The organism is Micromonospora sp. NPDC003944 (genome assembly GCF_053605225.1).
In genome coordinates, this window is record NZ_JBSGIV010000082.1 from 1 (window position 1) to 25479 (window position 25479).

General features: G+C 71.4%; 27 protein-coding genes and 1 pseudogene. 18 read left to right on the plus strand and 10 right to left on the minus strand.

The annotated features are described in order from the left end of the window. Positions 1-79: 79 nt before the first annotated feature. From ACWER9_RS28330 to ACWER9_RS28345, 4 genes are all read right to left on the minus strand, one after another. Positions 80-1600, minus strand: a complete 1521-nt coding sequence (locus tag ACWER9_RS28330) for a TIM-barrel domain-containing protein (protein ID WP_452304709.1) — start codon at positions 1598-1600, stop codon at positions 80-82. A 24-nt stretch (positions 1601-1624) separates the two neighbouring features. Then, entirely contained in the window at positions 1625-2095 is a 471-nt protein-coding gene (locus tag ACWER9_RS28335) for a hypothetical protein (RefSeq protein ID WP_452304710.1), read from the minus strand. A gap of 144 nt (positions 2096-2239) precedes the next feature. Then, positions 2240-3157 carry an expansin EXLX1 family cellulose-binding protein gene (locus tag ACWER9_RS28340; protein WP_452304711.1) on the minus strand — a complete coding sequence of 306 codons (918 nt, stop codon included), beginning with the start codon at positions 3155-3157 and terminating at the stop codon, positions 2240-2242. Positions 3158-3212: 55 nt separating this feature from the next. Further along, positions 3213-3815, minus strand: coding sequence for a TetR/AcrR family transcriptional regulator (locus ACWER9_RS28345; RefSeq protein ID WP_452304712.1), 603 nt, complete (start codon positions 3813-3815; stop codon positions 3213-3215). 123 nt (positions 3816-3938) lie between these two features. Here ACWER9_RS28345 and ACWER9_RS28350 point away from each other — a divergent pair, with 123 nt between their 5' ends. The 3 genes from ACWER9_RS28350 (at position 3939) to ACWER9_RS28360 (ending at position 7096) form a co-directional block, all read left to right on the plus strand. Next, positions 3939-4775, plus strand: coding sequence for an SDR family oxidoreductase (locus ACWER9_RS28350; protein WP_452304713.1), 837 nt, complete (start codon positions 3939-3941; stop codon positions 4773-4775). 152 nt (positions 4776-4927) lie between these two features. Beyond that, complete coding sequence (locus ACWER9_RS28355) at positions 4928-6154, plus strand: epoxide hydrolase family protein (RefSeq protein ID WP_452304714.1); 1227 nt, start codon at positions 4928-4930, stop codon at positions 6152-6154. After that, a complete protein-coding gene (locus ACWER9_RS28360) occupies positions 6155-7096 on the plus strand; it encodes a redoxin domain-containing protein (protein WP_452304715.1) in 942 nt (313 codons plus the stop codon). A gap of 23 nt (positions 7097-7119) precedes the next feature. Here the strand turns inward: ACWER9_RS28360 and ACWER9_RS28365 are convergent, their stop codons facing one another. After that, complete coding sequence (locus tag ACWER9_RS28365; protein ID WP_452304716.1) at positions 7120-7995, minus strand: transglutaminase domain-containing protein; 876 nt, start codon at positions 7993-7995, stop codon at positions 7120-7122. Between the two features lie 65 nt (positions 7996-8060). On the opposite strand from ACWER9_RS28365, the gene ACWER9_RS28370 reads away from it, so the two are divergent. From ACWER9_RS28370 to ACWER9_RS28385, 4 genes are all read left to right on the plus strand, one after another. Beyond that, positions 8061-8639, plus strand: a complete 579-nt coding sequence (locus ACWER9_RS28370; RefSeq protein WP_452304717.1) for a GNAT family N-acetyltransferase — start codon at positions 8061-8063, stop codon at positions 8637-8639. A 119-nt stretch (positions 8640-8758) separates the two neighbouring features. After that, positions 8759-9631, plus strand: a complete 873-nt coding sequence (locus ACWER9_RS28375) for a GyrI-like domain-containing protein (protein ID WP_452304718.1) — start codon at positions 8759-8761, stop codon at positions 9629-9631. A gap of 20 nt (positions 9632-9651) precedes the next feature. Continuing rightward, positions 9652-9984: a PadR family transcriptional regulator gene (locus ACWER9_RS28380; RefSeq protein ID WP_452304719.1), complete on the plus strand. Its 333-nt coding sequence runs from the start codon at positions 9652-9654 to the stop codon at positions 9982-9984. After that, complete coding sequence (locus tag ACWER9_RS28385) at positions 9945-10934, plus strand: hypothetical protein (protein WP_452304720.1); 990 nt, start codon at positions 9945-9947, stop codon at positions 10932-10934. Before ACWER9_RS28380 ends, ACWER9_RS28385 begins: the two co-directional genes overlap by 40 nt. A 3-nt stretch (positions 10935-10937) precedes the next feature. Here ACWER9_RS28385 and ACWER9_RS28390 read toward each other — a convergent pair whose 3' ends face one another. Continuing rightward, positions 10938-11435, minus strand: a complete 498-nt coding sequence (locus ACWER9_RS28390; RefSeq protein ID WP_452304721.1) for an NUDIX hydrolase — start codon at positions 11433-11435, stop codon at positions 10938-10940. Positions 11436-11609: 174 nt separating this feature from the next. Here ACWER9_RS28390 and ACWER9_RS28395 point away from each other — a divergent pair, with 174 nt between their 5' ends. The 4 genes from ACWER9_RS28395 to npdG all read left to right on the plus strand — a co-directional run bounded on the left by ACWER9_RS28395 (position 11610) and on the right by npdG (position 15079). Further along, the gene (locus tag ACWER9_RS28395) at positions 11610-11813 is read left to right on the plus strand and encodes a hypothetical protein (RefSeq protein WP_452304722.1); all 204 of its coding nucleotides are present in this window, start codon (positions 11610-11612) and stop codon (positions 11811-11813) included. Between the two features lie 83 nt (positions 11814-11896). Beyond that, positions 11897-12754, plus strand: coding sequence for a histone (locus ACWER9_RS28400; RefSeq protein WP_452304723.1), 858 nt, complete (start codon positions 11897-11899; stop codon positions 12752-12754). Positions 12755-12834: 80 nt separating this feature from the next. Beyond that, the gene (locus tag ACWER9_RS28405) at positions 12835-14265 is read left to right on the plus strand and encodes an RNB domain-containing ribonuclease (protein ID WP_452304724.1); all 1431 of its coding nucleotides are present in this window, start codon (positions 12835-12837) and stop codon (positions 14263-14265) included. Positions 14266-14380: 115 nt separating this feature from the next. Beyond that, entirely contained in the window at positions 14381-15079 is a 699-nt protein-coding gene (gene npdG / locus ACWER9_RS28410) for an NADPH-dependent F420 reductase (RefSeq protein WP_357353920.1), read from the plus strand. Positions 15080-15179: 100 nt separating this feature from the next. Here npdG and panB read toward each other — a convergent pair whose 3' ends face one another. Both panB and ACWER9_RS28420 read right to left on the minus strand, forming a co-directional pair. Continuing rightward, complete coding sequence (gene panB, locus ACWER9_RS28415; RefSeq protein ID WP_452304725.1) at positions 15180-16025, minus strand: 3-methyl-2-oxobutanoate hydroxymethyltransferase; 846 nt, start codon at positions 16023-16025, stop codon at positions 15180-15182. A 197-nt stretch (positions 16026-16222) separates the two neighbouring features. Next, positions 16223-17980: an NAD+ synthase gene (locus ACWER9_RS28420; protein ID WP_452304726.1), complete on the minus strand. Its 1758-nt coding sequence runs from the start codon at positions 17978-17980 to the stop codon at positions 16223-16225. Between the two features lie 283 nt (positions 17981-18263). Between ACWER9_RS28420 and glnA the strand changes: the two genes are divergently transcribed. From glnA to ACWER9_RS28440, 4 genes are all read left to right on the plus strand, one after another. After that, the gene (gene glnA, locus ACWER9_RS28425) at positions 18264-19613 is read left to right on the plus strand and encodes a type I glutamate--ammonia ligase (protein ID WP_452304727.1); all 1350 of its coding nucleotides are present in this window, start codon (positions 18264-18266) and stop codon (positions 19611-19613) included. 126 nt (positions 19614-19739) lie between these two features. Then, positions 19740-20165 carry a DUF350 domain-containing protein gene (locus ACWER9_RS28430; RefSeq protein WP_452304728.1) on the plus strand — a complete coding sequence of 142 codons (426 nt, stop codon included), beginning with the start codon at positions 19740-19742 and terminating at the stop codon, positions 20163-20165. A gap of 112 nt (positions 20166-20277) precedes the next feature. After that, on the plus strand, positions 20278-20970 hold the full coding sequence (locus ACWER9_RS28435) for a helix-turn-helix transcriptional regulator (RefSeq protein ID WP_452304729.1): 693 nt from the start codon (positions 20278-20280) through the stop codon (positions 20968-20970). 124 nt (positions 20971-21094) lie between these two features. Further along, entirely contained in the window at positions 21095-21472 is a 378-nt protein-coding gene (locus ACWER9_RS28440; RefSeq protein WP_452304730.1) for a VOC family protein, read from the plus strand. A gap of 164 nt (positions 21473-21636) precedes the next feature. Here the strand turns inward: ACWER9_RS28440 and ACWER9_RS28445 are convergent, their stop codons facing one another. Next, complete coding sequence (locus ACWER9_RS28445; protein ID WP_452304734.1) at positions 21637-22113, minus strand: hypothetical protein; 477 nt, start codon at positions 22111-22113, stop codon at positions 21637-21639. 184 nt (positions 22114-22297) lie between these two features. Here ACWER9_RS28445 and ACWER9_RS28450 point away from each other — a divergent pair, with 184 nt between their 5' ends. After that, the gene (locus ACWER9_RS28450) at positions 22298-23176 is read left to right on the plus strand and encodes a Vgb family protein (RefSeq protein ID WP_452304731.1); all 879 of its coding nucleotides are present in this window, start codon (positions 22298-22300) and stop codon (positions 23174-23176) included. Positions 23177-23342: 166 nt separating this feature from the next. Here ACWER9_RS28450 and ACWER9_RS28455 read toward each other — a convergent pair whose 3' ends face one another. Further along, positions 23343-24278, minus strand: a complete 936-nt coding sequence (locus ACWER9_RS28455) for a S66 peptidase family protein (protein WP_452304732.1) — start codon at positions 24276-24278, stop codon at positions 23343-23345. An 88-nt stretch (positions 24279-24366) separates the two neighbouring features. Here ACWER9_RS28455 and ACWER9_RS28460 point away from each other — a divergent pair, with 88 nt between their 5' ends. Next, positions 24367-25134 (plus strand): type 1 glutamine amidotransferase, encoded by a 768-nt coding sequence (locus ACWER9_RS28460; RefSeq protein WP_452304733.1) that lies wholly within the window; start codon positions 24367-24369, stop codon positions 25132-25134. After that, a pseudogene (locus ACWER9_RS28465) lies at positions 25134-25479 on the plus strand (bifunctional [glutamine synthetase] adenylyltransferase/[glutamine synthetase]-adenylyl-L-tyrosine phosphorylase); the annotation flags it as partial. The gene ACWER9_RS28460 and the pseudogene ACWER9_RS28465, both read left to right, overlap by 1 nt.

The window sequence follows — 25479 nt, forward strand, 5'->3', positions numbered from 1 at the left end:
CCCCACCGATGGCGTACGCCCGCAGCGCGTCGACGGCACGGTCCCGGCTCACCCGGCCGGCGTCTTGGTCCCTCGAACGTCAGTGCTTCTTGAACACCGGCATGGTGTCGAGCGTGGTGGTGATGGTCTGCGTGGTGCCGCCCCGGTACGTCTTCCCGGTGAAGATGTCGGTCCAGCTGTTGCCCGGCGGGAACCACACCGAGGTGGTGGCGGTGTCGCCTGGCGTCGTCACCGGCGCCACCAGGTAGTCCGGGCCGTAGAGGTACTGGGAACCGGCGGTGGCGTAGGCGGCCTGCTCATTCGGGTACGCGAGGTACATCGAGCGGGCGATCGGCGTACCCGTGCGGGTGGCCTCCTTGGCGGCGGCGTAGGTGTACGGCTGGAGTTCCTTGCGCAGGTTGAGGAACTTCTTGGCCGACGCGTTGGCCGCCGGGCCGTACTGCCAGGGCAGCCGGTCGCTGTGGTTGGAGTGCAGCCGGTCGATCGGCTGGAACGTGCCGAACTGCACCCACCGGGCGTACAGGTCGTCGGGGAGCTTGGTGCTGCCCGGTTCGCTGCCCGGCTCCTTCAGGCCGCCGGTGTGCCCGCCGATGTCGTGGCTGACCGCGGCGAGTCCGGTCGCGGCCGACTCGCCAGGCGTGTAACCGACCTCCATCTGGAGCGTCGACCAGTCGGAGGTGGTGTCGCCGGTGAAGTGCAGGGTGGTGCGCTTGTCGGCCCACGGGCCGGTGGCCACCGGGGTCGGGCTGCTGTAGCCGCCGGCCTGCAACGAGCCGTACGCCCGGGAGAAGGCGAAGCCGGTCTTGTCGGCGTACTGCTGGTTGATCCACGCGTCACCGGTCACGCCGGCGAGCGAGGACTTCGTGTTGTCGCAGCACCAGTCCAGCCACCACAGGTCCGGGCCCTTGCTGCCCTTGGGGATCATCCCGTCGTGCAGTTGCAGGTACGCCTTGAGCTGGTCCGGGTCGCCGAAGTCGAACGCGTAGCAGTCGGGGCCGCCGTTGCAGCCGACGCGCTGGAGCTTGCCCTTCGCGGTGGCCTGCGCCTGCGCGAACGTCGGGTCCGAGCCGAGGATGCTGGGGTGGATGTTGATGCCGGTGCGCAGGCCCTGCTTCTTCGCCCAGTCGAAGAACGCCTTCGGGTCGGGGATCCGGGTGGGGTCGATGCTCCAGCCGTTCCACTTGTCCGGCGCCTTGACGTCGGTGTCGAGAACAAGAACATCCAGGGGTACGCCTTCGGCCTTGGCCCGGGCGACGATGTCCTGGAACTCGGCGGCGGTGCGGTCGTAGTACTCGGAGTACCACACCCCGTACGCCCACTTCGGCAGCAGCTTCGTGGGCCCGGTCAGGGTCGACAGGTCCTTCAGGCCACTGGTGAAGTCCTGCCCGTACGCGAAGACGTAGCCGTCCTGCTCGGGTGCGGGCCGGGGCTTGGTGGTGCGCAGGGCCGAGGCGGAGTCGTCGAGCAGGTACCAACCGTCCTGGTAGAGCAGGCCCGGGGCGGTGAGCGCGGAGCCGGTCACGCCGTCCAGGCCCCGGCGGTAGCCGCCGAGCGGCGCGTGCGGGGCGAGCAGTGGGGAGACCGTGGTTCCCGCGATCATCGCTGGATGGTACGGCGGTGGCAGCTACCAGATGTGCGCGCGCTCGTCGATGAACCGAGGCGGTTCGCCGAGGAAGGTGTCGGCCGGAACAGCGCCGTGGGCCAGGTTGAGCGTGTCCAGACGATAGGTCGTGGCGCCGCCGTTCATCCCGGCGAAGCGGTAGTTGATGTGCCAGCGCAGCCATTCACCGCGAGCGAGCCGCACCGTGGGAGGCCGGCGGTGACGGCGCGGCGCTCCCCAGGGCGACGCGAGCAGTTCAACCGTGAGGTGACCAGCCACCAGTCGGAGGCGCACGTCGCTCCGGTACGGCGGGTGTGTCAGTTCCTCGCGAGGCTCGAACCCCACGGCCTCCGAAATCTTGATCTCCTGCACGAACGGCACCGCCCGTTCCGGCAGGACGAACGACACCGGTACGGCGTTACGCCGGGTTGCCTCGGCTCCGCCGCGTGAGCGTTTGGTCCAGGACGTGCGCACCCACTGCACCACGGCATCCACGTGGCGATGCTCGGCCTCTACCGGACCTGACGCAACCCGGATTCGCCCTGCCACTCGGCTTTCAGGAAATCGGGGTGTCCGACGGCTGGGGAAGGGCCGACTTCCTGAAAGCCGAGTGGATCAACGGTCGCCGCTGTGGCTCGATCAGCAGCGGGGGCGGTCGAGGGGAGCGGCACCGGCGAGAGCCTCGACAGTTGCCGTCGGTGTGACCGACTCGCTCGGCGTGGGCGAGGGTGCGATGGTGGGGCTCGGTGGGGCCGACGGTGAGTTGCTGGGGGTGGGGGAGGCGCTGGCGAGGATGGCGGTGCTGCGCTGCACCTGCTTCGTGACCAGGCGGATGCCGGTGGCGGTCGCCTGGCGGCCGTACACGTCGGTGACCCTGATGCTGTAGGGCCCGGGGCCGATCCCGCCGTCGATGGTCCAGTGGTTGTCGCTCTGGCGGGCGGCCTTGCGGAAGCCGCCGCCCGGTCCCTTCGCCTCGACCGAGCGGAGCGGGTTGCCGTGGTTGCCGACCTGCACCGCGAACCAGTACTTCGAGGCGCCGCCCTTGATCCGGAAGGTCAGCCCGCCGTCGAGCGGCGGGTTCACCACCGCCCGGTACGTGACCGGGGCGATGCCCTGCGACCGGTCGGCGATCCTGGTGAACGCCTCGGTGGAGAGGTCGATCTTGCTGGGGCCGCAGCCGCCGCACTGGTCCATGACCATGACCCGGACCTTGCCCTTCGGGCCGCTCACCTCCAGGTAACTGCCGCAGGCCGCCGACCCGGAGTACTGGGACGCGCCGAGGGCCACGTAGAGCCGGTCCGCCGGCGGGCCGGGGAAGGAGCAGTTGCCGCCCGAGCGGCCCGCGTCGTAGAAGCTTGCCTTTCCCTTGTGGACGGCGTTGCCCGTCGGCGGCGCGGCGCAGGCGGGGGTCGCGCCGCCACGGACGGCGAGGGTGATGCCGAGGACGGCGGCCAGGGCGGTGACCCCGGCACCTGCCAACCAGTGCCGGGCCCGCCGACTCGACCGGGGCGTGCTGGCCGGAGTGTGGTCGTCGGGGGCCGTACCTGGTGCCGTCACGGCGCCTGATGTTGCCGCACCGCGCTGTGGCAGCGCAAAGCCGTCCCACCCATCGTCACTCGCTGGGTCGGCGGGGGCGCAGGCCGTTGAGGGCCGTGCTGACGACGAGGTCGGCGTACTCGGTGGTGAGCGGCCCGCTGCGGTGCAGCCAACGGCTGAGTATCGGCCCCCAGATCAGGTCCACGGCCACGTCGAGGTCGACGTCGTCGGCGATCTGGCCGGCCCGCTGGGCGTTGCGCAGGCGCTGCCGCTTGGCCTCCTTCAGCGGCCCGTCCAGGCGTTCGGCGTACGCTGCGGCCAGCTCGGGGTCGAGCGCGATCTCGGTGGCCAGCGCGCGCATCGGTTGCTCGTAGCGGGGGTCGTTCATCTCCTCGACCGTGGCGCGCAGCACCAGGGTCAGGTCCGCCGCCAGGTCGCCGGTGTCCGGCAGGGTCGGCGGCCCTCCCTCGGTGGCCTCGCTGAGCATGAGGAAGGCGTCGAAGATGACCGCGCCCTTCGACGGCCACCAGCGGTAGATGGTCTGTTTGCCGACGCCGGCCCGCGCGGCGATGCCCTCGATGCTGAGCTTCGCGTACCCCATCTCCTGGAGCAGGTCGAAGGCCGCGGTGAGGATGGCCCGTCGGGAGGTCTCGTTCCGGCGGGCCGTGTTGGGCGTCATGGTGCAGCACGATACCAGCAGACGAGACGGACCGTATCGTCTTGACGGTTGCGGCGGCCTGGCCTAGTCTTCGACCCATGCCGAGACGGACCGTCTCGTCTCGCAGTGATCGAAGGAGACCGCATGCGTACCTGGTTCATCACCGGCGCCAGCCGCGGCCTGGGCCGCGCCTTCGCCGACGCCGCGCTCGAGCGGGGCCACCGGGTGGTCGCCGCCGCCCGGACCATCGAGAAGACCAACTTCGATAAGGAGTACGCCGACCGGCTGCTGGCCCTGACCCTCGACGTGACCGACCGCGCGGCTGTCGTCGCCGCCGTGAACGCCGCCGTCGCGCACTTCGGTCGGCTCGACATCGTCGTCAACAACGCCGGCACGCTGTCGATGGGCATGATCGAAGAGTTCACCGAGGCCGAGGCCCGCGCCCAGTTCGAGGTGAACGTCTTCGGCGCGCTCTGGGTCAGCCAGGCCGTGCTGCCACACCTGCGCGCCCAACGGTCCGGCCACATCGTGCAGGTCTCCAGCATCGCCGCGCTCGGCGGCTTCCCCAGCACCGGCATGTACAGCGCGAGCAAGTTCGCCCTGGAGGGCATGAGCGAGGCGCTGGCGATGGAGGCCGCGGCCTTCGGCATCACGGTCAGCATGGTGCAGCCGGGCGGTTACTGGACCGACCTCTACACGAGTCTGAGCGCCACCACCCCGATGGAGGCCTACGCGCCGCTGCGCGCCGAGTTGGAGCGGCAGTGGGCGGAAGGCTCCGTCGACAGCGAACCCCGACTGGCCGCCGAGGCGCTGCTGCGCCTGGTCGACAGCGACGACCCGCCGCTGCGGCTCCTGCTCGGAAGCATGGTGTACGACCTGGCCTTCGACATCGCCCGTCGACGGATGGACACCTGGGCGGGTTGGGAGCAGGTCAGCCGCGCGGCCGAGCACGCCGTCGCGGCGCCGGAGCCGACGCACTGACGAGCCGTATCGCCACGGGCCAGGGGTGCGGCGCTCTAGGCTCCGAGATAGGGCGGCGTGCCCACTCCAGAAATGGCGAACAAGCCCCGGGCAGAGCCTTCACCAATGATTTCTCCTCGCGAGGCGCACACCTAGACGGAGAGGAAACACGCATGGCTGTCAAAACCAAGGCTCGTCCGGGCACCACGGAGATTCGACAGTTCTCGGTCGACATTCCGCAGGCCGACCTCGATGACCTGAAGAGGCGCATCAAGGCCACCCGCTGGCCGGACAAGGAAACGGTGAACGACCAGTCCCAGGGCGTGCCACTAGCGACGATCCAGGCCGTCGCCCGCTATTGGGAGAAGGAGTACGACTGGCGCAAGGTCGAGGCACGGATGAACGACGTGCCACAGTTCATGACCACGATCGACGGGGTGGACATCCACTTCATCCACGTGCGCTCGAAGCACGAGGACGCGCTGCCGCTCATCGTCACCCACGGGTGGCCGGGCTCGGTGATCGAGCAGATGAAGATCATTGAGCCGCTGACCGATCCGACGGCGCACGGCGCGAGCGCGTCGGACGCCTTCCACCTGGTCATCCCGTCGCTGCCCGGCCACGGCTTCTCCGGCAAGCCGACCGAGCCGGGGTGGAACCCGCAGAAGATCGCGACCGCCTGGACGGAGCTGATGAAGCGGCTCGGCTACGACCGGTTCGTCGCGCAGGGCGGTGACTGGGGTGCGGTCATCGTCGACCAGATGGGCCTCCAGGCACCCCCGGAACTGCTCGGCATCCACACCAACATGCCCGGTGCGATCCCACCCGAGATCGACCTGTTGTTCCAGGGCGACACCACACGCGCGAACAACGCGATGGGCTCGCTGCCCTCCGGTCTCTCCGACGACGAGATGCGTGCCGCCGAGGAAGCCAACTACGTGTGGAAGCACGTCGCGTACGCCCTCATGATGGCGACACGTCCGCAGACGCTTACCGGGTTGGCCGACTCTCCGGTGGGCCTGGCGTCCTTCCTGCTCGACCACGACGCGAAGAGTCTCGCCCTGATCTCGCAGGTCTTCGACGGGGCGAAAGCGGGCCTCACCCGCGACGACATCCTGGACAACATCTCGCTCTACTGGTTGACGAACACCGCGGTCTCCGCGTCCCGCCTCTACGCGGAGAACAAGCTGTCGTTCTTCGCCGCCAAGGGCGTCAAGGTCCCGGTCGCGGTGAGCGTCTTCCCCGACGAGTTGTACGAGGCGCCGCAGAGTTGGGCCGAGCAGGCGTACTCCAACCTCATCTACTACAACAAGCTCGACGTGGGCGGGCACTTCGCGGCCTGGGAACAGCCGAAGATCTTCTCCGAAGAGCTTCGCACCGCCTTCCGGTCGCTGCGCTAGATGGCCGTGCACCTGCCCCCGTTCAACGGGGCGGCCGAGTGGCTCAACTCCGAGCCAATCGGCCCCGCCGACCTGGGCGGACGCGTCGTCCTTGTCAACTTCTGGACGCTCACCTGCATCAACTGGCTGCGGCAGGAGCCGTACGTGCGTGCCTGGTCGCAGGCGTACCGGGATGACGGGCTGGTCGTCGTCGGGGTGCACACCCCGGAGTTCGGGTTCGAGCACGACGTCGAGTGGGTGCGGCGAGCGGTGGCGGCCCGGTCGATCGACTATCCGGTCGCTGTCGACAACGACTTCGCCATCTGGAGCGCCTTCGACAACCACTACTGGCCGGCGCTCTACTTCGTCGACACCGCAGGCGTGATCCGGGACGAGCACTTCGGTGAGGGACGCTACGAGCAGTCCGAGCGGACGCTCCAGCAACTGCTCGGCGTCGAGCGCGCACCCGTACCGGTGCACGGGGTCGGCCCCGAAGCGGAGGCCGACTGGAACAACCTGCGGACGCCCGAGACGTACCTCGGTTTCAGCCGGGGCGACCACTTCGCGTCGCCGAACGGCCCGGCGCTCGACGAACGCCGCGCCTACCAGGTGCCGGAGAGCCTCGGCCTCAACCAGTGGGCCCTGGCGGGGGAGTGGACGATCGGGTCGGAGAGCGTGGTGGTCGACCGGGCCGGCGGCGGCATCGCCTTCCGGTTCCACGCCCGCGACGCGCATCTCGTGCTGGCCCCCGGGGCGGGACGGTCGATTCCGTTCCGAGTGCTGCTCGACGGCGGAGCCCCTGGCCCGGCACACGGTGTCGACGTCGACGAGGACGGCAACGGGGTCCTCCAGGACGGTCGCCTCTACCAGCTCGTCCGCCAGGACGGCCGGGTCGGTGAGCGGACCCTGGAGATCACGTTCGACGAGCCCGGCGCGGCCGCGTACGCCTTCACCTTCGGATAGTCGAAGCCGGGCACCCCGGCCGCTCAGCGGCGCAGGTCGACGATGCTGACGGTGCCGGAGACCGGCGAGATGCTGTGCACCTGCGGGCCGGGGTGGAGTCGGGCGTCGCTGGCGTACCTGTCGGCGAGGGCCTTCTCCGCGGCATCGTCACCGTCGTCGGCGGCGAGCAGCAACGCGGCGATCTCGTCCACCAGCGTGAGGTCGGCGGTGGCGATGTCCTCGGTCATCCCGCCGAAGCCGTCCCAGAGCAGCAGCTCGTCCTGCTGCCGGTGAGCCAGCTCGATCAGGACGTAGTCGTGGATGAACCAGTCGCCCCGGATCGGCAGCTCCGGGCTGACGCCGTAGCGCTCGGGGTCGATCGTCCCGGCCCGGTACGCCGACCACACCCGGGCCGCCGAGTCGAAGAGCCCGGCCTTCGGGTCGATGTCGTAACCGTCGAACCCCCAGTCGCCGGCCGGGTCGACCTCCGGGTCGGCCCAGACCCACCGGTGGCCGTTCCAGTACTCCACAAGCACGTGGTCGTGGTGCCAGTCGGGCTCGAAGTACGAGGCGAAACCGACCCGGCTGCGGCTGGGAATGCCGTGCTGACGCAGCACCGCCACCGAGAGCAGCGTGTGGTCCCGACAGCAGCCGGCGACCCGGTCGACGGCCGGGCGCTCGGCGGTCAGGGGCAGCGGAAAACGGGACTGGTCGGTGTCGAGGATGCGGTCCACCCAACGGCAGTTCACCTCCTCGAGCCGGTCGGGGGGCAACTCGACGCCGCCGGCACGGTAGTGCACGATCACGTTGCGGACGGTCGCCGCCACCGAGGCCATGTCAGCCGGGACGGCGTCGAGCAGCGCGGCGTGCCGACCAGGATCGCTGTACGGGGAGTGCTGCCGGTAGTCATCGACGTTCATGCGACGAGTCTGCCGTCTCTCATCGGGTCGGTGGGGGCGGCCGGTCTGCAATATCGTCGACTCCCATGACGATGCCCGAGATCACCATCGCCACCCCGGGGGACCGCGACGCGGTGGTCGGCACCCTGGTCGCCACCTTCGTGAAGGACCCCATCCTGCGGCACCTGTTCCCCGACGACGACACCTACCCGCGGTACGCCACCGCCTACTTCGGCCACCTCTTCGACAAGCGGGTGCACAGGAAGTCGATCTGGACGATCGGTGGGGGCGCGTCGGTCGCCGTCTGGGAACCACCAGCCGACCCGTCGGCCGTCGCGCACCAGTCGCCGGAGGCATTCCCGTACCCGGCCGACGTGCAGGCTCGGGTCGAGGGCTACCACCACGTCGTGCACGACGTCCTGCCGTCGTACCCGTTCTGGTATCTCGGTGTGCTGGGCACCCACCCGGACAGCGCCGGACGCGGTTGGGGTCGCGCGGTCATGCGGGCCGGGCTGAATCGCGCCACCGCCGACGGCCTGCCGGCGATCCTGGAGACCAGCAATCCGGGCAACGTCGAGCTGTACCGCCGGGCCGGCTGGGAGGTGGTGGAGACGCTGTCCGAGCCCATACCCACCTGGATCATGCAGCAGCCACCCCGCGTGTGACCGCCACGCTACGACACGACGATCGGTGCGGGTCGACCCGACCGATGCGGGCACCGGATGTCGGGTGGGCCACCGACCCTGCCGCCTAGCGTTGCTGCTCGTAAGGGAAGGAGACCCGGGTGCTGGATCGGCTCAACGAGGCCATGGCGTACATCGAGCGGCACCTCGACCAGAAGATCGAGGTGGCCGACCTGGCGCGGATCGCGCTGACGTCGGAGTACCACTTCCGGCGGCTGTTCTCGGCGCTGGCCGGAATGCCGCTGTCGGAGTACATCCGTCGGCGTCGGCTCACGGTCGCCGGTGCGGACGTGCTGGCGGGGGAGCGGACGTTGCTCGACGTCGCGGTGCGGCACGGCTACGGCTCCGCGGAGGCGTTCGCCCGCGCGTTCCACGCCGTGCACGGCGTGGGGCCCGGAGAGGCCCGGCGTACGGGGGCAGCGTTGCGCGCCCAGCCCCGGATGTCCTTCCGACTCACAGTCGAAGGGAGCGGCAGCATGGAGTACCGGATCGTCGACAAGGACGCGTTCGCGCTGGTGGGGCGCAAGGCCCGGGTCCCGCTGGTGCACGAGGGGATGAACCCGGCGATCGTCGCGTTCATCAAGAGCATCGACACGGAGACGACCGGGCGGATCGAGGCGCTCTCCGATCAGGAGCCGAAGGGGATCGTCAACGTCAGTGACAACCTCGCCGACACCCGGCAGGAGGGCAGCGAACTGGACTACTGGCACGGCGTGGTGACGAGCGCCGTACCGCCGGAGGGTCTGGACGCGCTGCCGGTGCAGGCCGGGTCGTGGGCGGTGTTCAGCACCTCCGGTGCGTTCCCGCAGGCGGTGCAGTACCTGTGGCGCGATGTGTTCACCCAGTGGTTTCCGTCCAACCCGTACCGCAGCCGACCCGGACCGGAGATCTCCCGGGTGCGGGTGTCGGCGGACGGCACCGAGGCGGACGCCGAGCTGTGGATCCCGGTCGAACGGGTACCCACCCCTATGTAGAGTTCCGATACAGTGGTCGGATGCGGATGACCATTCCGGTCGCGAAGGTGCTCGCGGCGCTGCTCGCCGAGCCCGACGAGCAGCGCTACGGGCTCGACCTGATGCGATTGACCGGCCTGCCCAGCGGCACCCTCTACCCCGTGCTGCACCGGTTGCAGGGGGCCGGCTGGCTGGCCGCCGACTGGGAGGCTATCGATCCCGTCACGGCCGGTCGGCCGGCCCGCCGCTACTACCGGCTCACCGCCGAAGGCGTGACGCAGGCCCGGCAGGCGCTCGCCGAGCTGCGGGCCGCGATCCCCGACGGTCGTCAACCGTGGGGCGGCACCGAGCCCACCGGGGCGCCGGCGTGGTGACCCGCCGGGCCGCCGAGCTGTTGTTGGGGTTTGCCGCGCGTCGGTGGCCGGCCGAGGTGCGCGACGACCTGCGCCGCGAGTGGGCCGCCGAGCTGCACGTCCTCGCCGAGAGCGGCCGCTGGACGACGGTGCTGGGCTTCGCGCTGAGTCTGGCCGTCAGCCGGGCCGGTGCCCCGATCGTCGACCGCGCCCTGCTGCGCGGTCGGGTCGGCCGTACCGCTGCGGCGTTACTGCTGTCCCCGCTCGCCTGCCTCGGGATCGTGGCCCTCGCCGGGTGGGCGATGTTCTCCATCTACAACTGGTTGATGTTCCGGGCAAGTTGGGCAGAGCGGGCACAGAAGCCGATCTGGGCGCTGTCCATCATCGTGCTCGCGGTCGTGCTGGCGGCGTTCGCCACCCGCTGGGCCCGGCACAACGCCCTCGACGGCCCACTGCGCATCGCGCTCGGCGTGGTCCTCCCCGTCGGTGCGGCCGTCACTCTGTTCATGTACATCACCAACGCCGATAGCCTGGCCGGCGCCGTACCCGGTCTGTTGCTCTGGTTGGCTGGCCTGACCCTCGCGCTCTGGGCCGCGGCGAGCCTCGCCGCCCGGGGCCGCCTCCGCGCCGCCTGGTGGGTGGGCGTCCTCGGCGCGCTCGTCGCCGCGGACCTCGCGGTGATCCTCGCCGTCGTCGACACGTACCCGGGCGGAGTCGGCGCGGGGCCGACAATCGACGCACGGGAGCGCGTCGACCCGATCTCCGCACCGGTGTGGCTCTTCGCCTGCTGGACGGACTGGAACTTCGGCCTGCCCCGACCGATCCAGTGGGAGATCTTCCTGATCACCAACCGGGTGCTGATCGAGCCCATGCTCTACCTGGCCTGCATGCCGTACGCGCTCGCGTACACCATCCGGGCGGCCCGGTCCGCGCCCACCGCGCCGGTAGCCCTCGCGCCGACCCCGGCGTGAACCTCAGTCGGGTACGTCGTCCCACGTCGTACCGGGCTCCAGGTAACCGGCCAACCGGTTCTCGCGCAGCGCGTACGCGATGACCAGCAGGGCGTGCTTGTCCAACTCGGGCAGCCGGTCCAGCGGAAACCACCGCACGGCAAGCGACTCGTCGTCGTTGACCCGGGCGGTGCCGCCGACCAGCCGGCACAGGAACCCCAGGTTCAGATACTCGCAGCGGTCCCCGTTCGGGTACGTGAGCGGGTGCGAGACGGCGCTCGACAACCGCACCGGCGCGACCTCCAGGCCGGTCTCCTCGCGGACCTCCCGGACCAGCGCGGTGGCCGGTTGCTCGCCCGGCTCGACGAAACCGCTGACCACCGACCAGCGCCCGTCGTCGGCGCGCTGGCCGAGCAACAGCTCACCGGCCTCGTTGCGGACCACCGCGCTGACGCTTGGCAGCCAGAGCAGGTCGTGGCCAACGTGCTTGCGCAGCCCCACGATGTAGTCCGGAGTCGCCATCCGGCGATCATAGATCGCCCCTCGATGAGCCTCACCTGCGCATCTTCTGAAGTTCCAGTCCCACGCGTTTCGCCGTTTCGGCCCGACGGACGCCATGCATATCTACTGTGGAGATCGTCGGCGACTTGTGCGATCCGGTGGCGGCCGGCCGGTTCGCGGTGCACAGTGATTCCCATGAGCGACAGCGGACGTAGTGGGCAGTTCTACTGGTGCACCCGGCATCACCGGGTCGAGACGGACGCCAACGTGTGTCCGGCGAAGCACGTACTCGGCCCGTACGACTCGGCGGCCGACGCGGAGAACGCCCTGCAACGAGTGCAGGAGCGGAACGAGGCGTGGGATGCCGAGGACGCTCGTTGGGCCGGGGAGAACAGATAGGCGGCGCGGGACGGCTCGCGCCGAGGTACTTCGTGCTCCGCGAGGACGCACGCGAGAGCACGTCCCCCGAGGAGGGAACCACGATGGCCGAAGCACAGCAGGCCACCAAGCGCCCGGCCGCCCGACGCACCACCGCGAAGAAGACCGCCGCGGCGGAGCGCAACACGGCGGCGAGCCGGACCACCCCCGTGCGGAAGTCCACCACGGGTGCCGCGAAGGCACCGGCCCGCAAGGCCGCCGGCGGGGCGGGCCGCGCCCCGGCCAAGAAGACCACCACGGCGGAGAAGAAGGCCCCCGCGAAGAAGGCCACGACGACGAGCAGGGCCGCGACGACGGGCCGTGCCACGACGGCCAAGAAGGCCCCGGCGAAGAAGACCACCGCCGCCGCGAAGAAGACCACGGGTACGGCGAAGAAGACCACAAGCGCCGCGAAGAAGACCGTGAGCGCCGCGAAGAGGACCACCGCCTCGGCGGCGAGGAAGACCACCACCGCGGCGAAGGCGCCGGCCCGTAAGACCACCACTGCGGCGAAGGCGCCGGCCCGTAAGACCACCACCGCGGCAAAGGCGCCGGCCCGCAAGACCACCACTGCGGCGAAGGCGCCGGCGCGGAAGGCCGCGACCAAGGCGTCCGCGGTCAAGCGGACAGCGACGAAGAAGGCCACCGCCAAGAAGGCCCCGGCCAAGAAGACCGCGTCCACCCGCCCCAGTGGCGGCGCGCGCAAGGCCCCGGCCAAGAAGGCTCCGGCCGCGAAGGTGACGGGCACCTCGTCGACCACCGCCCGCGCGGCGGCGGCGAAGAAGGCCCCGGCGAAGAAGACCGTCGCGGCCAAGTCGCCGGCCCGTAAGGTGACCGCCCGCAAGTCGCCGGCCCGCCCGGTCGCCGCCCGAGCCACCGCCCCGAGGGGTGCGCGTAGCGCCGCTCGGAAGGCGACCGGCTGACAGCGGGGCCGCCCTCGCCGGGCGGATTTCTCGGCCGGTCACCGGAAGCGGATCACCCGTGGCGCTGTCAGGATTGACCCGTGGTCATCCGACGCGTACTCGCGCCCCGCATCGACTTCGGCGCGTTGCGCCGCGAACTCGGCCTGCCCGAGGGGTTTCCGGCCGACGCACAACGTGAAGCCGACGAGGCGGCTGCGGCACCGCCGCAGCCGCCCGTCGACCGCACCGACATACCGTTCGTCACCGTCGACCCCGCCACCTCGCGGGACCTGGACCAGGCGATGCACCTCGCCCGCCGTCCGGGTGGGGGTTACCGGGTGCGGTACGCGATCGCCGACGTCGCCGCGCACGTCACCCCCGGTGGCGCGTTGGAGGCGGAGACCTGGCGGCGGGGGCAGACCATCTACCTGCCCGACGGCAACGTGCCGCTGCACCCGCGCACCCTCAGCGAGGGTGCCGCCAGCCTGCTGCCCGACGACGACCGGGCCGCGGTGCTCTGGACCATCGACCTGGACGCCGACGGCGGCACCGTGGCCGTCGAGCTGGAACGCGCCCTCGTCCGCAGCCGCGCCAAGCTCGACTACACCGGGGTGCAGGCGGCAGCCGACGCCGGACGGCTGCCCGAGCCGATCGCGCTGCTGCCCGAGATCGGCGACCGGCTGACCGCTCGTGGGTTGCGGCGCGGTGCGATCAACCTGCCGCTGCCAGAGCAGGACCTGGAGCCCGACGGTGAGGGTTGGCGGCTGGTGTTGCGCGCGCCGGCGCCGATGGAGGAGCACAACGCGCAGATCTCCCTGCTGACCGGGATGGCCGCCGCCGACATCATGCTTGCCGGCCGGGTCGGTCTGCTGCGGACGATGCCCGCGCCCAAGCCGGAGGCGGTGCAGCGGCTGCGGGCCGCCGCCGCGCCGCTCGGCGTCGACTGGCCGGACGACGTGGGCCCCGGTCAGGTCATCGCCGGTCTGGACGCCGCCCAGCCGCGCGCCGCCGCGTTCATCGACCAGGCGGCCGAGCTGATGCGCGGTGCCGCGTACACCGCCTTCGACGGGGAGGTGCCGGAGCAGCCGGAACACGGTGGGGTGGCGGCCGCGTACGCCCACGTGACGGCGCCGTTGCGGCGGCTTGCCGACAGGTATGCCACAGAGGTCTGCCTGGCCCTGCACGCGGGCCGGCCGGTGCCCGACTGGGCCCGCGCCGCGCTGCCCCGGCTGCCCGAGGTGATGGCGAGCACCGACCGGGTCGCCTCGGCGGCCGCTCGTGGCGCCGTCGAGCTGGCCGAGGCGGCGGTGCTCGAACAACGGGTGGGCGAGACCTTCGACGCGGCCGTCCTCGACGTCGACGCCCCACCCAACGGCAAGTCCCGGCCCCGACCGCCAGGTGGCACCGTCGCGCTCGACGCCCCGCCGGTACGGGCCCGCTGCCTCGGCCAACTGCCGCTCGGCGAACGGGTCCGGGTCCGTCTGGTCACCGCCGACCCGGCGGCCCGGACCGTCCTGTTCGAGCTGGCCTGACTGTGAGGCTGGCGGCTCGGACGCGGTGCTCGTCGGCGCGCCCGCCTCGGCAGCGCGGGGATTCTCACAGCGCTCGGCGCTGCTGACCGACCGAGCGGTTTGCGAGGATGAGGCCATGGCATACGACGCGAGCACGCTGCCCGACGTGTCCGGGCTGACGGTCGGCATCATCGGCGGCACCGGTGACCAGGGGCGGGGGCTCGCCTATCGGTTCGCGCGGGCCGGCCAGACGGTGCTGATCGGGTCCCGGTCGGCCGAACGGGCCGCCGAGTCCGCGGCTGAGATCGCCGCCCTGCCCGGGGTGCCGGCCGGCGGCAGCGTCACCGGGGCGGCAAACGACGAGGTGGCCCGACGCAGCGATGTGGTGATCATCGCGGTGCCGTGGGACGGGCACGCCGCTACCGTCGCCGCCCTCGCCGAGCCCCTCGCCGGCCGCATCGTCGTCGACTGCGTCAATCCGCTCGGCTTCGACAAGCAGGGCCCGTACGCGCTCACCGTCGCCGAGGGCAGCGCCGTGCAGCAGGCCGCCGCCTTGCTTCCCGACTCCCGGGTCTGCGCCGCGTTCAACCACGTCAGCGCTCCGCTGCTGGCCGACCCCGAGGTCGACCGGATCGACCTGGACGTGCTGATCTGCACCGAGGACCGCGAGCTTGTCGACGTCGTGGGCGCGCTCGCCGCCCGGATCCCCGGCATGCGGGGCATCTACGCCGGCCGGTTGCGCAACGCCCACCAGATCGAGGCGTTCACCGCCAACCTGATCGCCATCAACAAGCGCTACAAGGCACACGCCGGCATCCGCGTCACCGACCTCTGACCGGGCCGCGTGATCCACTCCGGTTTCATGATGTCGCGGTGTTCCGATGCCCGGGGCACCGCGACATCGGCAAACCCGAGTGGATCACGCCAGCCCGCTGCTAGAAGGTGTGCTCGGCGGCCGGGAACTCGCCGCCGCGCACCTCGTCGGCGAACCGGCGGGTGGCGTCGGTGAGGGCGCCGGCCAGGTCCGCGTACCGCTTGACGAAACGGGGGGCCTTGCCGGTCCGCAGGCCGGCCATGTCCTGCCAGACCAGCACCTGCGCGTCGGTGTCCGGCCCCGCGCCGATGCCCACCGTCGGAATCGGCAGCTCGTGGGTGATCCGCTTGGCCACCTCACCGGGCACCATCTCCAGCACCACCGCGAACGCCCCGGCCTCCGTCACTGCCCGTGCGTCGGCCAGCACTTCGTCGGCGGCGTCGCCCCGGCCCTGCACGCGGTAGCCGCCAAGGGTGTGTTCGCTCTGCGGGGTGAAGCCGATGTGCGCCATCACCGGGATGCCGGCACCGACGATCGCGGCGATCTGCGCGGCGTTACGACGGCCACCCTCCAACTTCACCGCGTGACAGCCACCCTCCTTCATGAACCGGACGGCGGTGCGCAGGGCCTGCGCCGGACCCTCCTCGTACGAGCCGAACGGCAGGTCGCCCACGATCAGGGCCTGCCGGGTCGCCCGCACCACGGCCCGTACCAGCGGAAGCAGTTCGTCGGCGGTGATCGGCAGGGTCGTCTCGTAGCCGAACACGTTGTTCGCCGCCGAGTCGCCGACCAGCAGCACCGGCACACCGGCCTGGTCGAAGATCGACGCCGTGTACTGGTCGTACGAGGTGAGCATCGGCCACCGCTCGCCGCGCTCCTTGGCGGCCAACAGGTCGCGGGTGCGGACCCGCCGGGTGGCCGGGCCGCCGTACAACGCGGTCACCTCGTTCGGGGTGGAATCCACCATCTTCGTCTCCCTTCCTCGAGGCCGCCTGCGCGGTCCCCGGGTTCCGTGGCGATCGTCGCACCGCGAGACGGGGTGACGGCAGGGCCCAGTGCGAGATGTCACTCCACCCCGAGCCGGGCCGCGGCGTCGCAGCCGCGAGGTCACCGCGCGGCGGCGCCGGGCCGTGTCACCGACCCGGCACCCCCAGGGGGTACGGCTCAGCCGTGCTCGCGCCACCGATTGGTGATCGGCAGACGGCGGTCCCGGCCGAACGCCTTCATGGAGATCTTCGTACCCGGTGCCGACTGCCGTCGCTTGTACTCGGCGGTATCCACCAGCCGCAGCACCTTGTCCACGATCGCCGGGTCGTGACCTGACTCGACAAGCCCGTCGCGGCCGAGGTCGCCGTCGACGTAGCCGATCAGGATCGGGTCCAGGACGTCGTAGTCGGGCAGGCTGTCGCTGTCGAGCTGACCCGGGCTCAGCTCGGCGCTCGGCGGCTTGCCGATCGAGTTCTCCGGGATCGGGGCGGTCTCACCGCGCCGGGTCGCGTCCCTGTTGCGCCACTTCGCGAGCCGCCAGACAAGCGTCTTCCAGACGTCCTTGACCGGGTTGAAGCCACCCACCGAGTCGCCGTACAGGGTGGAGTAGCCGACCGCCAGCTCACTCTTGTTGCCGGTGGTCAGCACCAGGTGGCCCTCCTGGTTCGACAACGCCATCAGGATCACGCCACGGACCCGGGCCTGCAGGTTCTCCACCGCCACGCCGGACAGCGACAGGTTGGCCAGGAAGCCGTCGACCATCGGCTGGATCGGCTCGACGCGGTAGTCCAGCCCGGTGCGCTTGGCCAGGTCGGCGGCGTCCTCCCGGGAGTGCTCCGAGGAGTGCTGGCTGGGCAGCGACACCCCGACCACTCGCTCCGGGCCCAGCGCGTCGACGGCGAGCGCGGCCACCACCGCCGAGTCGATGCCGCCGGAGAGACCGAGCACCACCGACGGGAACCGGTTCTTGTTGACGTAGTCGCGCAGACCCAGCACCAGCGCCTGCCACACCTCCGCCTCGTCGGCCACCGGCTCGATCAGCCCACCCACCGCCGCCGGGCCGGACGGCGTAGGCGGAATGTCGTCCAACGCGCTGTACACGATCCGCATGCCGTCCGCCGCCGTCTCCGTGGTCGGCGCGGCGTCCGCCTCCGGCAGCTCCACGTCGTGTACGAGCAGGTGCTCGACGAACTGCGGGGCACGGGTGAGCAGCTCACCGTCGGCGCTGACGATCATCGAGTCGCCCTCGAAGACCAGCTCGTCCTGGCCGCCGGTCATGTTGACGTACGCGATGGCGGCGCCCGCCTCGGCGGCCCGGCGGCGGACCAGCGGCAGCCGGATGTCGTCCTTGTTCAGCTCGTACGGCGAACCGTTGATGTTGACGACCAGGCCGACGCCGGCCCTGCGGGCGGCGGCGAACGGACCCCCGGCCTGCCACAGGTCCTCGCAGATGGTCAGCGCGACGTCCACGCCGCCGATCCGTACCACGGTCAGCGCGTCGCCGGAGACGAAGTACCGGTCCTCGTCGAAGACCCCGTAGTTGGGCAGGTGGTGCTTGAAGTAGCGGGCGGCCACCACGCCCCGGTGCAGCAGCGCGGCGGCGTTGCGGGCGCCCCGGCCCGCCTCGGCGTCCCCGCTCACCTGCGGCGGCCCGTCGGCGTCCAGGTAGCCGACCACGACCGGCACCTCGCCCAGACCGTCGGCGGCCAGGTCGGCGGCCAACCGCTGCACCGCGGCCTGGGACGCGGCGACGAAGGAGCGCCGGAAGACCAGGTCCTCGACCGGGTACCCGGTCAGCATCATCTCCGGGAAGAGCACCAACTGGGCACCGGCGTCGGCGGCCTGGCGGGTCCAGCTGCGGACCAGATCGGCGTTTCCGGCGAGGTCGCCGACGCTCGGGTTGACCTGGGACAGGGCGAGACGCAGGGTGGGCATGCCCTCATCTTGCCTCAGCCTCGCGGCGACAATCCGTACCCTCGGACGAGATTGCCGCCACCAGCCGTGACGGGCGTTCGCGAGGCCGTGGGGCAGGGAGCCCGACGGTCCTGGCGGCGGACGCGACGGTGCGGGCGGGGTGTGCGCTCGCCGGGCGGGACATGAGGGGACGGCGGGCGGCAGTTCGCGTAACGTCTGCGTAACCAGGCCCGGGAACACTGGGCGATCAGGTCGGGTGCAGCCCGACCAAGGCGGACAAAGAGTGTCGCGAGGGGTTGGGGAAGTGGACCGTCAGCAGGAGTTCGTCCTCCGCACGCTTGAAGAGCGGGACATCCGGTTCGTCCGGCTGTGGTTCACCGACGTTCTGGGCACGCTCAAGAGCGTTTCGGTGGCACCCGCCGAGCTGGAGGCGGCCTTCGAGGAGGGCATCGGCTTCGACGGCTCGGCCATCGAGGGCTTCGCCCGGGTCTTCGAATCGGACATGGTGGCCATGCCCGACCCCACCACCTTCCAGGTCTTCCCCTTCGAGGGCGGCGTCAGCGGCGAGAGCGCCCGGATGTTCTGCGACATCCTGCTGCCCGACGGCGGCCCGTCCTGGGCCGATCCCCGGCACGTGCTGCGCCGCGCGCTGTCCAAGGCCGCCGAGAAGGGCTTCACCTTCTACACCCACCCGGAGATCGAGTTCTTCCTGCTGGAGAACGGTCCGCAGGACGGCTCGGTGCCCACCCCGGTCGACACCGGCGGCTACTTCGAGCACACCACCCACGCCGTCGCCCGGGACTTCCGCCGCCAGGGCGTGCTGGCACTGGAACGGATCGGCATCTCGGTGGAGTTCAGCCACCACGAGGTCGCGCCCGGCCAGCAGGAGATCGACCTGCGCTACGCCGACGCCCTGACCACCGCCGACAACATCATGACCTTCCGGCACGTGGTCAAGGAGGTCGCGCTCTCCACAGGTGTGCAGGCCAGCTTCATGCCCAAGCCGTTCACCGACCAGCCGGGCAGCGGCATGCACACCCACCTGTCGCTGTTCGAAGGGGAGCGCAACGCCTTCCACGACAGCGGCGACCCGATGAAGCTGTCCAAGGTGGCGAAGTCGTTCATCGCCGGCCTGCTGGTGCACGCCCGGGAGTACACCGCCGTCACCAACCAGTGGGTCAACTCGTACAAGCGGCTCTTCCCGCAGCACCTACCGGACCGGATCACCGAGAGCCCCGCGTACGTCTGTTGGGGTCACCTCAACCGGTCCGCGCTGGTCCGGGTGCCCGCGTACGGCAAGCCCAACTCGGCCCGGGTCGAGGTCCGCTCCCTGGACTCCGCGACCAACCCGTACCTCGCCTTCGCCGTCCTGCTCGGCGCCGGCATGAAGGGCATCGAGGAGGGGTACGAGCTGCCGCCCGGCGCCGAGGACGACGTCTGGTCGTTGACGAGCGCGGAGCGGCGCGCCATGGGCTACGAAGCGCTTCCGGAGAACCTCGCCGAGGCGATCGACGTGATGGCCGGCTCCGAACTGGTCGCCGAGGTGCTCGGCGAGCACGTCTTCGACTTCTTCCTGCGCAACAAGCGGGCCGAGTGGGAGCAGTACCGCCGCGAGGTCACCCCGTACGAGCGGCAGCGCTACCTGGCGCTGTAGGGCCTGTTTCGTAAGGGCGGCCGCCCAACAGGCCCTACAGCGCGGGGCTGACGCCGTTGCGCGCTGCCGCTATCGTCTCGATCACCGCGCCGGTACCCCTCCGGGCGGAGAGTCGGGAGGCAGTCGGTGCTGGAGGATCTGCTCAGCGGTGCCTGGCAGAGCGTCGTGTTCGGAATCGTCGGCGTCGGGCTGATGGCCGCCGGTTTCGGGCTCGTCGACCTGCTCACCCCGGGCCGGCTACGCGACCTGATCTGGGTCGAGCGCAACACCAACGCGGGGTTGCTGCTCGCCGCCAACCAGCTCGGCATCGCCGGGATCGTCTTCACCGCGATCCTGACCAGCTACAGCGACTTCGGCAAGGGGCTCGCCTCCACCGTGGTCTTCGGGCTGGTCGGGTTGGCGATCATGGCGTTGGCCTTCGTGGTGCTGGACCTGCTCACCCCCGGCAAGCTCGGCGAGGTCATCTGCTCGCCCGAGCCACACCCGGCCGCCCGGGTCAGCGCCGCCACCCACTTCGGGGCCGCACTCATCGTCTGCGCCTGCATCGCCTGAGGCCGCGCGTGTGAGGCCGCCCGCCGGCGGCGCTCGTCTCCGGCCAATCGAGGCGCGCGCGTCGGTGGGCGGTTGGCCGCGGGCGTCGTACCCCGGTCGTAGCGTGCCGGGCATGAACCGCACGGATCGCCTCTACGCCCTGGTCGAGGAGCTGCGGGCGGTGTCGCCACGGCCGCGCAGCGCCCGCTGGCTGGCCGCCCGCTTCGAGGTGAGCAGTCGGACCATCGAACGGGACCTCGGCGCGTTGCAGGAGGCCGGGGTGCCGATCTGGGCCGAAGTCGGGCGCACCGGCGGCTACGTCCTGGACCGCTCCCGTACCCTGCCGCCGGTCAACCTGACCGCCGCCGAGGCCGTGGCGATGGCCGTGGCGCTGCACAGGCTCGCCGGCACACCGTTCGCCGGCCCGGCCGCCACCGCGCTGCGCAAGCTGGTGGCGGTTCTGCCGGCCGCCGACGCCGCCGAGGCACACCGCCTCGCCGGCCGGGTGCACCTGGTCGGTGACGGGCCGGCCACACCCGTCCCGGCCATCGTCGCCGACGCGGTCGCCGCGCGGCGGGTGCTGCGCATCCGGTACGCCGACCGCGCCGGCGCCGACTCGACCCGTGACGTCGAGCCACTCGGCTACCTCGGCAACTCCCGACACTGGTACCTGATGGCCTGGTGCCGGCTGCGCGACGAGCTGCGCTGCTTCCGCACCGACCGGATCGGGAGCGTCCAGGCGCTGCCCGAGGTGGTGGTTCGCGAGCTCCGCCCGGACGACCTCGACATCCCGCACGAACGGGTCCGCCCGCTGAGCCTGGTCTGAAGCGCCCGCCGGTCCCCACTCCATTGGTTGATCCGGAAACACCGACAGGACGGTGTCGCGGACGCCCTCCAGACTTCCCGGACGACGGCCGAACGGCCGGCACGGAAGACCATGGAGGCAACAGATGTCCGCGACGCCCATCACGTGGTTCGAGATCGGCACCGACCGACCGGAGGAGACGGAGCGCTTCTACGGCGACCTGTTCGGCTGGACCTTCGCAGAGGAGGGCACGGCCGCCGGCGGTTCCTACCGGGTGACCGGCGCCGGTGGCGACACCGGGATCGGCGGGGGGATCCGGGCGACCGACGGGACGTCGCCGAACTATGCGATCTTCTACGCCGAGGTCAGCGACGTCGCGGACACCTGCCGGCAGGCCGAGGCGGCCGGCGGCCGAGTGCTGGTGCCGGCGCGGACCACGCCGACCGGGCTCACGCTGGCCCACCTGATCGACCCGGCCGGCAATCACCTGGGCGTGTTCACGTCCCCGCCCCAGCAGGGCTGACGACCCTTCCCAGGTCCGTCCCGCCGTGGCCTGGCCTGGCCGAACCCGGAGCCCGATGATCAACTCCGTTGTCACGAAGTCGGGGTATCCGAGCGCGTCGGATACCCCGACTTCACGGAAGCCGAGTCCGGCCGGTCAGTGCCTGTCGGTCCCGGCCGGTTCGATCACTTGCCGGGCGTACCTTCGCCGTGCTGGCCACCCGGACCGTGCGGGCCGCCCGGGCCACGGTGGCCGCCTGGGCCGGGGAAGACGCCGGCCTCGACGGCCTTGGTGATGGCGTCGGCCTGCTCCTGGGTGAGCTTGCCGTCCTTGACCGCCTGCTCAAGGCGCTGCTTGAGCGCGGCCTGCCGGTCCTCGGCAGACGGTCGCTGGGGCCGGTCGGCCGGCCGGTGCTGCTCGCGGATCTTCTCCAGGGCGGCGGTCACCTTGTCGGTGGGCACGCCCAACTCCTTGGCGAGCGCCTCGGCGAACTCGCCCTGCCGGTCGGCCTTGGCACCCGGAGCCGGGGCGGTGCTGGTGCTCGGAGCCGGCGTGGGCGTGTCGGCGGCGAACGCGATCGTCGGGGCCGCGATCCCGACGCCGAGGACGCCGGCGGTGGCCAGACCGGCCAGCAGGTGCTTCCTACGGATGGTGCGGGACATGCTGTCCTCCAGAGGTTCGGTCATCGTGCGCTGTCGTGACCGACAGTGACCGGGCAGCCTGGGCGGAAGCCATGGCGACCCTGTCAGCGAGCTGATAATCGGGGCCGGGGCAGCCGAAACCGATTGTGCCGTCGCCAACATTGCGGTCAGAGTGGACGATCCACCGAGGGAAGGACACCGGGGCATGACTGTCGGCATTCGGGAGATTCCACTCGGCGGGCCGGGCTCTGGGCCGTACGGCATCACGCTCGGGGCGGACGGTGCGCTGTGGCTGACGCTGGCCCATGCCGGCGGCATCGCCCGTCTCTCGTCCGACGGCGAGGTCCGGACGTACCCGCTGGAACCGGCCGGCGGTCGCCCGCTGATCATTACGGCCGGGCCGGACGGGGCGCTCTGGTTCACCCGCTCAGGCGACGACCGGATCGGCCGGATCACCGTCGACGGCGAGCAGCGCACCCTCGCACTGCCGGCGGGCACCGGGCCGGGCGGAATCGCGGGCGGGCCCGACGGTGCGCTCTGGTACGCCGGGATGACCTCCGACACGATCGGCCGAGTGGAGACCGACGGCACCCACAGCGCGTTCCCACTGCCGGTGACCGGCGGGTTCGCCTCGATGATCACTGCCGGTGCGGATCAGGCTCTCTGGTTCACCCTCAACCAGGCGAACGCGATCGGCCGGATCGACCTCGAGGGCGCGGTGACGCTCTACCCGTTGCCCACCGCGCAGGCGGGTCCGGTCGGCATCACCTGCGGCGACGACGGCGCCGTCTGGTTCGTGGAGATCGCCGCCGGTCAGCTCGGTCGGATCGACCCGGATGGCAAGATCGTCGAGATCCCGTTGCCGGATCGGGCGGCCCGTCCGCACGCGATCGTGGCCGACCCGGACGGCGGCGCATGGTTCACCGAGTGGGGCGCCAACCGGATCGGTCACCTCGATCCCACCGGACGGATCGAGAGCTACGCCCTACCCACCCCCGACGCCGAACCGCACGGCATCACCCGCACCCCCACCGGCATCTGGGCCGCCCTAGAAATAGGCGCAATAGCCCACCTAACCCCCTAACCCCCTAACCCCCCACCCCTGCCCCACCCCCACCGCTGCCCCTGGTGATCAAGAGATTTGCGTCAGGATTCGGCCCCAACTTGACGCAAACCCCTTGATCACCAGGGGCCGGGGGGAGGGGGCGGGGTGGGGTTGGGGTGGGGGTTGGGTGGGGGGTGGGGTTGGGTTAGTGGACTGCGGGGGTTGTGGTGAGGGTGGCGGTGGTGGTGTCGAGGGTGGCTTCCGTGCCGACCGGGACCGTGAGCTGGTTGGGGCCGTGGCCGATGGGCAGGCCGCCGAGTACTGGTACGCCCAGGTCGCCGAGGCGTTCGGTGAGGACGTCGACGATCGTGGTGTCCCAGCCGTCGCCGCAGTCGGTGAACTGCCCGACCGCCACCCCGGCCAGCCCATCGAGCGCGCCGGCTCGGCGGAGGTGGGTGAGCATCCGGTCGACCTTGTACGGGGGCTCCTGCACGTCCTCGATCAACAGCACTGCGCCGGTCAGGTCGGGCAGGTCAGGTGTGCCGATCGACGCGGCGATCATGCACAGGTTACCGCCGAGCAGGGTGCCAGTGGCGCGACCCGGTACGCGTACGCCGAAGGTCTCCTCGGTGGGGACCGCGGTGATCGACACCGGTTCGGTCGTCATCAGCGCCGCGTGCAGGGACTCGGCGGAGCGCAGCGGCGTCCGCTCGTCGCGCCAGGCGGCGCCGGGCCCGTGCACCCCGGCCAGCCGGGCGCCCCGCCAGAGTGCGAACTGCAACGCGGTGATGTCCGAGAAGCCGGCCACCACCTTCGGATCACGGCGGACGGCGGCCATGTCGATGGCGTCCACGATCCGTTGGGCGCCGTAGCCGCCCCGGGTGCAGATCACGCCGCGCACCTCTGGGTCGGCGAAGGCCGCGTTCAGGTCGGCGGCGCGCTGGTCGTCGGTGCCCGCCAGGTAGCCGTGGCGGGCGTACGCGTTCGGCGCGAGCACCGGGCGCAGACCCCAGCCGGTGAGCAGCTCCATGCCCCGGGCCACCCGCTCCGGCGAGGTCGGCCCGGACGGTGACACCAGCAGTACGGTGTCACCCGGGCGCAGCACGGGCGGGCGTACGGCGGTGGTGGCCTCGCTGATCACAACCGCAGAGCCTAACCACCCCACCAGCACGAGCACGCGCACTGTGGCGGGGCGTGGCACGACGCGGCGTACCGGCTAGCCTCGACGGGTGGCAACCGCGCTGGTGATCGAGAACGACCCGACGGACGACGCCCGCCGGCTTGGCGAGTGGCTGACCGAGGCGGGGCTGGAGCTGTGGGTGGTTCGCCCGCACGCGGGCGACGAACTCCCCGCCGACCTGGAAGGGTACGCGGCGCTTGTGGTGCTCGGCGGCGACCAACAGGCGTACCCGTTGCCGGACGGCTCGCCCGGCGCACAGTGGTTCCCCGCCGTGGAGGGCCTGTTGCGCAAGGCGGTCCGACACCGGGTGCCGACGTTGGCGGTCTGCCTGGGCGCGCAGTTGCTCGCCACCGCGCACGCCGGGTTGGTGGAGCGCAGCCCGTCCGGGCCGGAGATCGGCCCCGGCGTGGTCGGTCGGCGCGACGCCGCCGAGGGCGACCCGTTGTTCCGCTACGTGCCGTTGATCCCGGATGTGCTCCAGTGGCACTCCGACGAGATCACCGAGCTGCCCAGGGGTGCCACCCTGCTGGCCGCGTCCACCCGCTATCCGCACCAGGCGTTCCGCCTCGGTGACCGGGCATGGGGGTTGCAGTTCCACATCGAGTGTGACGCCGCGATGATCGCCGACTGGGCCACCGACTCGGCCCAACTCGCCGAGCTGGGCTACGACCCGGAGCTGGTGGTCGCGGCCTGCGCCTCGGTGTTGGCCGACGTCGAGGAGGTCTGGCAGCCGTTCGCCGCCCGGTTCGCCGCGCTGGCCCTCGGCGAGTTGGACGACAGCACGACGCGGCGCGGCCTGCCGTTGCTCGGGCACTGATGAGCCGGCCGACCAGGGCACCGGGCCGGCTCGCCCGGTACGGCTTCGGCACCGCCGACGGCGATGGCGGCGCGCGCGCCGCGGACCTGCTCGGCCCGGCGGGGCTAGGGCTGTGGCGGCCGGTCGAGCAGGAGCCGGTCGACGAGGCGGCCGCGGAGTTGCTCGCCGCGCTGTCCCGGGCCGCCGACCCGGACCTGGCGCTGCGCCAGCTGCACCGAATCGTGGAAGCCGAGGGCCGCGCCACGGACGGCAGCGCCGGGGGCCGCGCTACGGACGGCAGCGCCGGGGGCCGCGCTACGGACGGCAGCGCCGGGGGCCGCGCTACGGACGGCAGCGCCGGGGGCT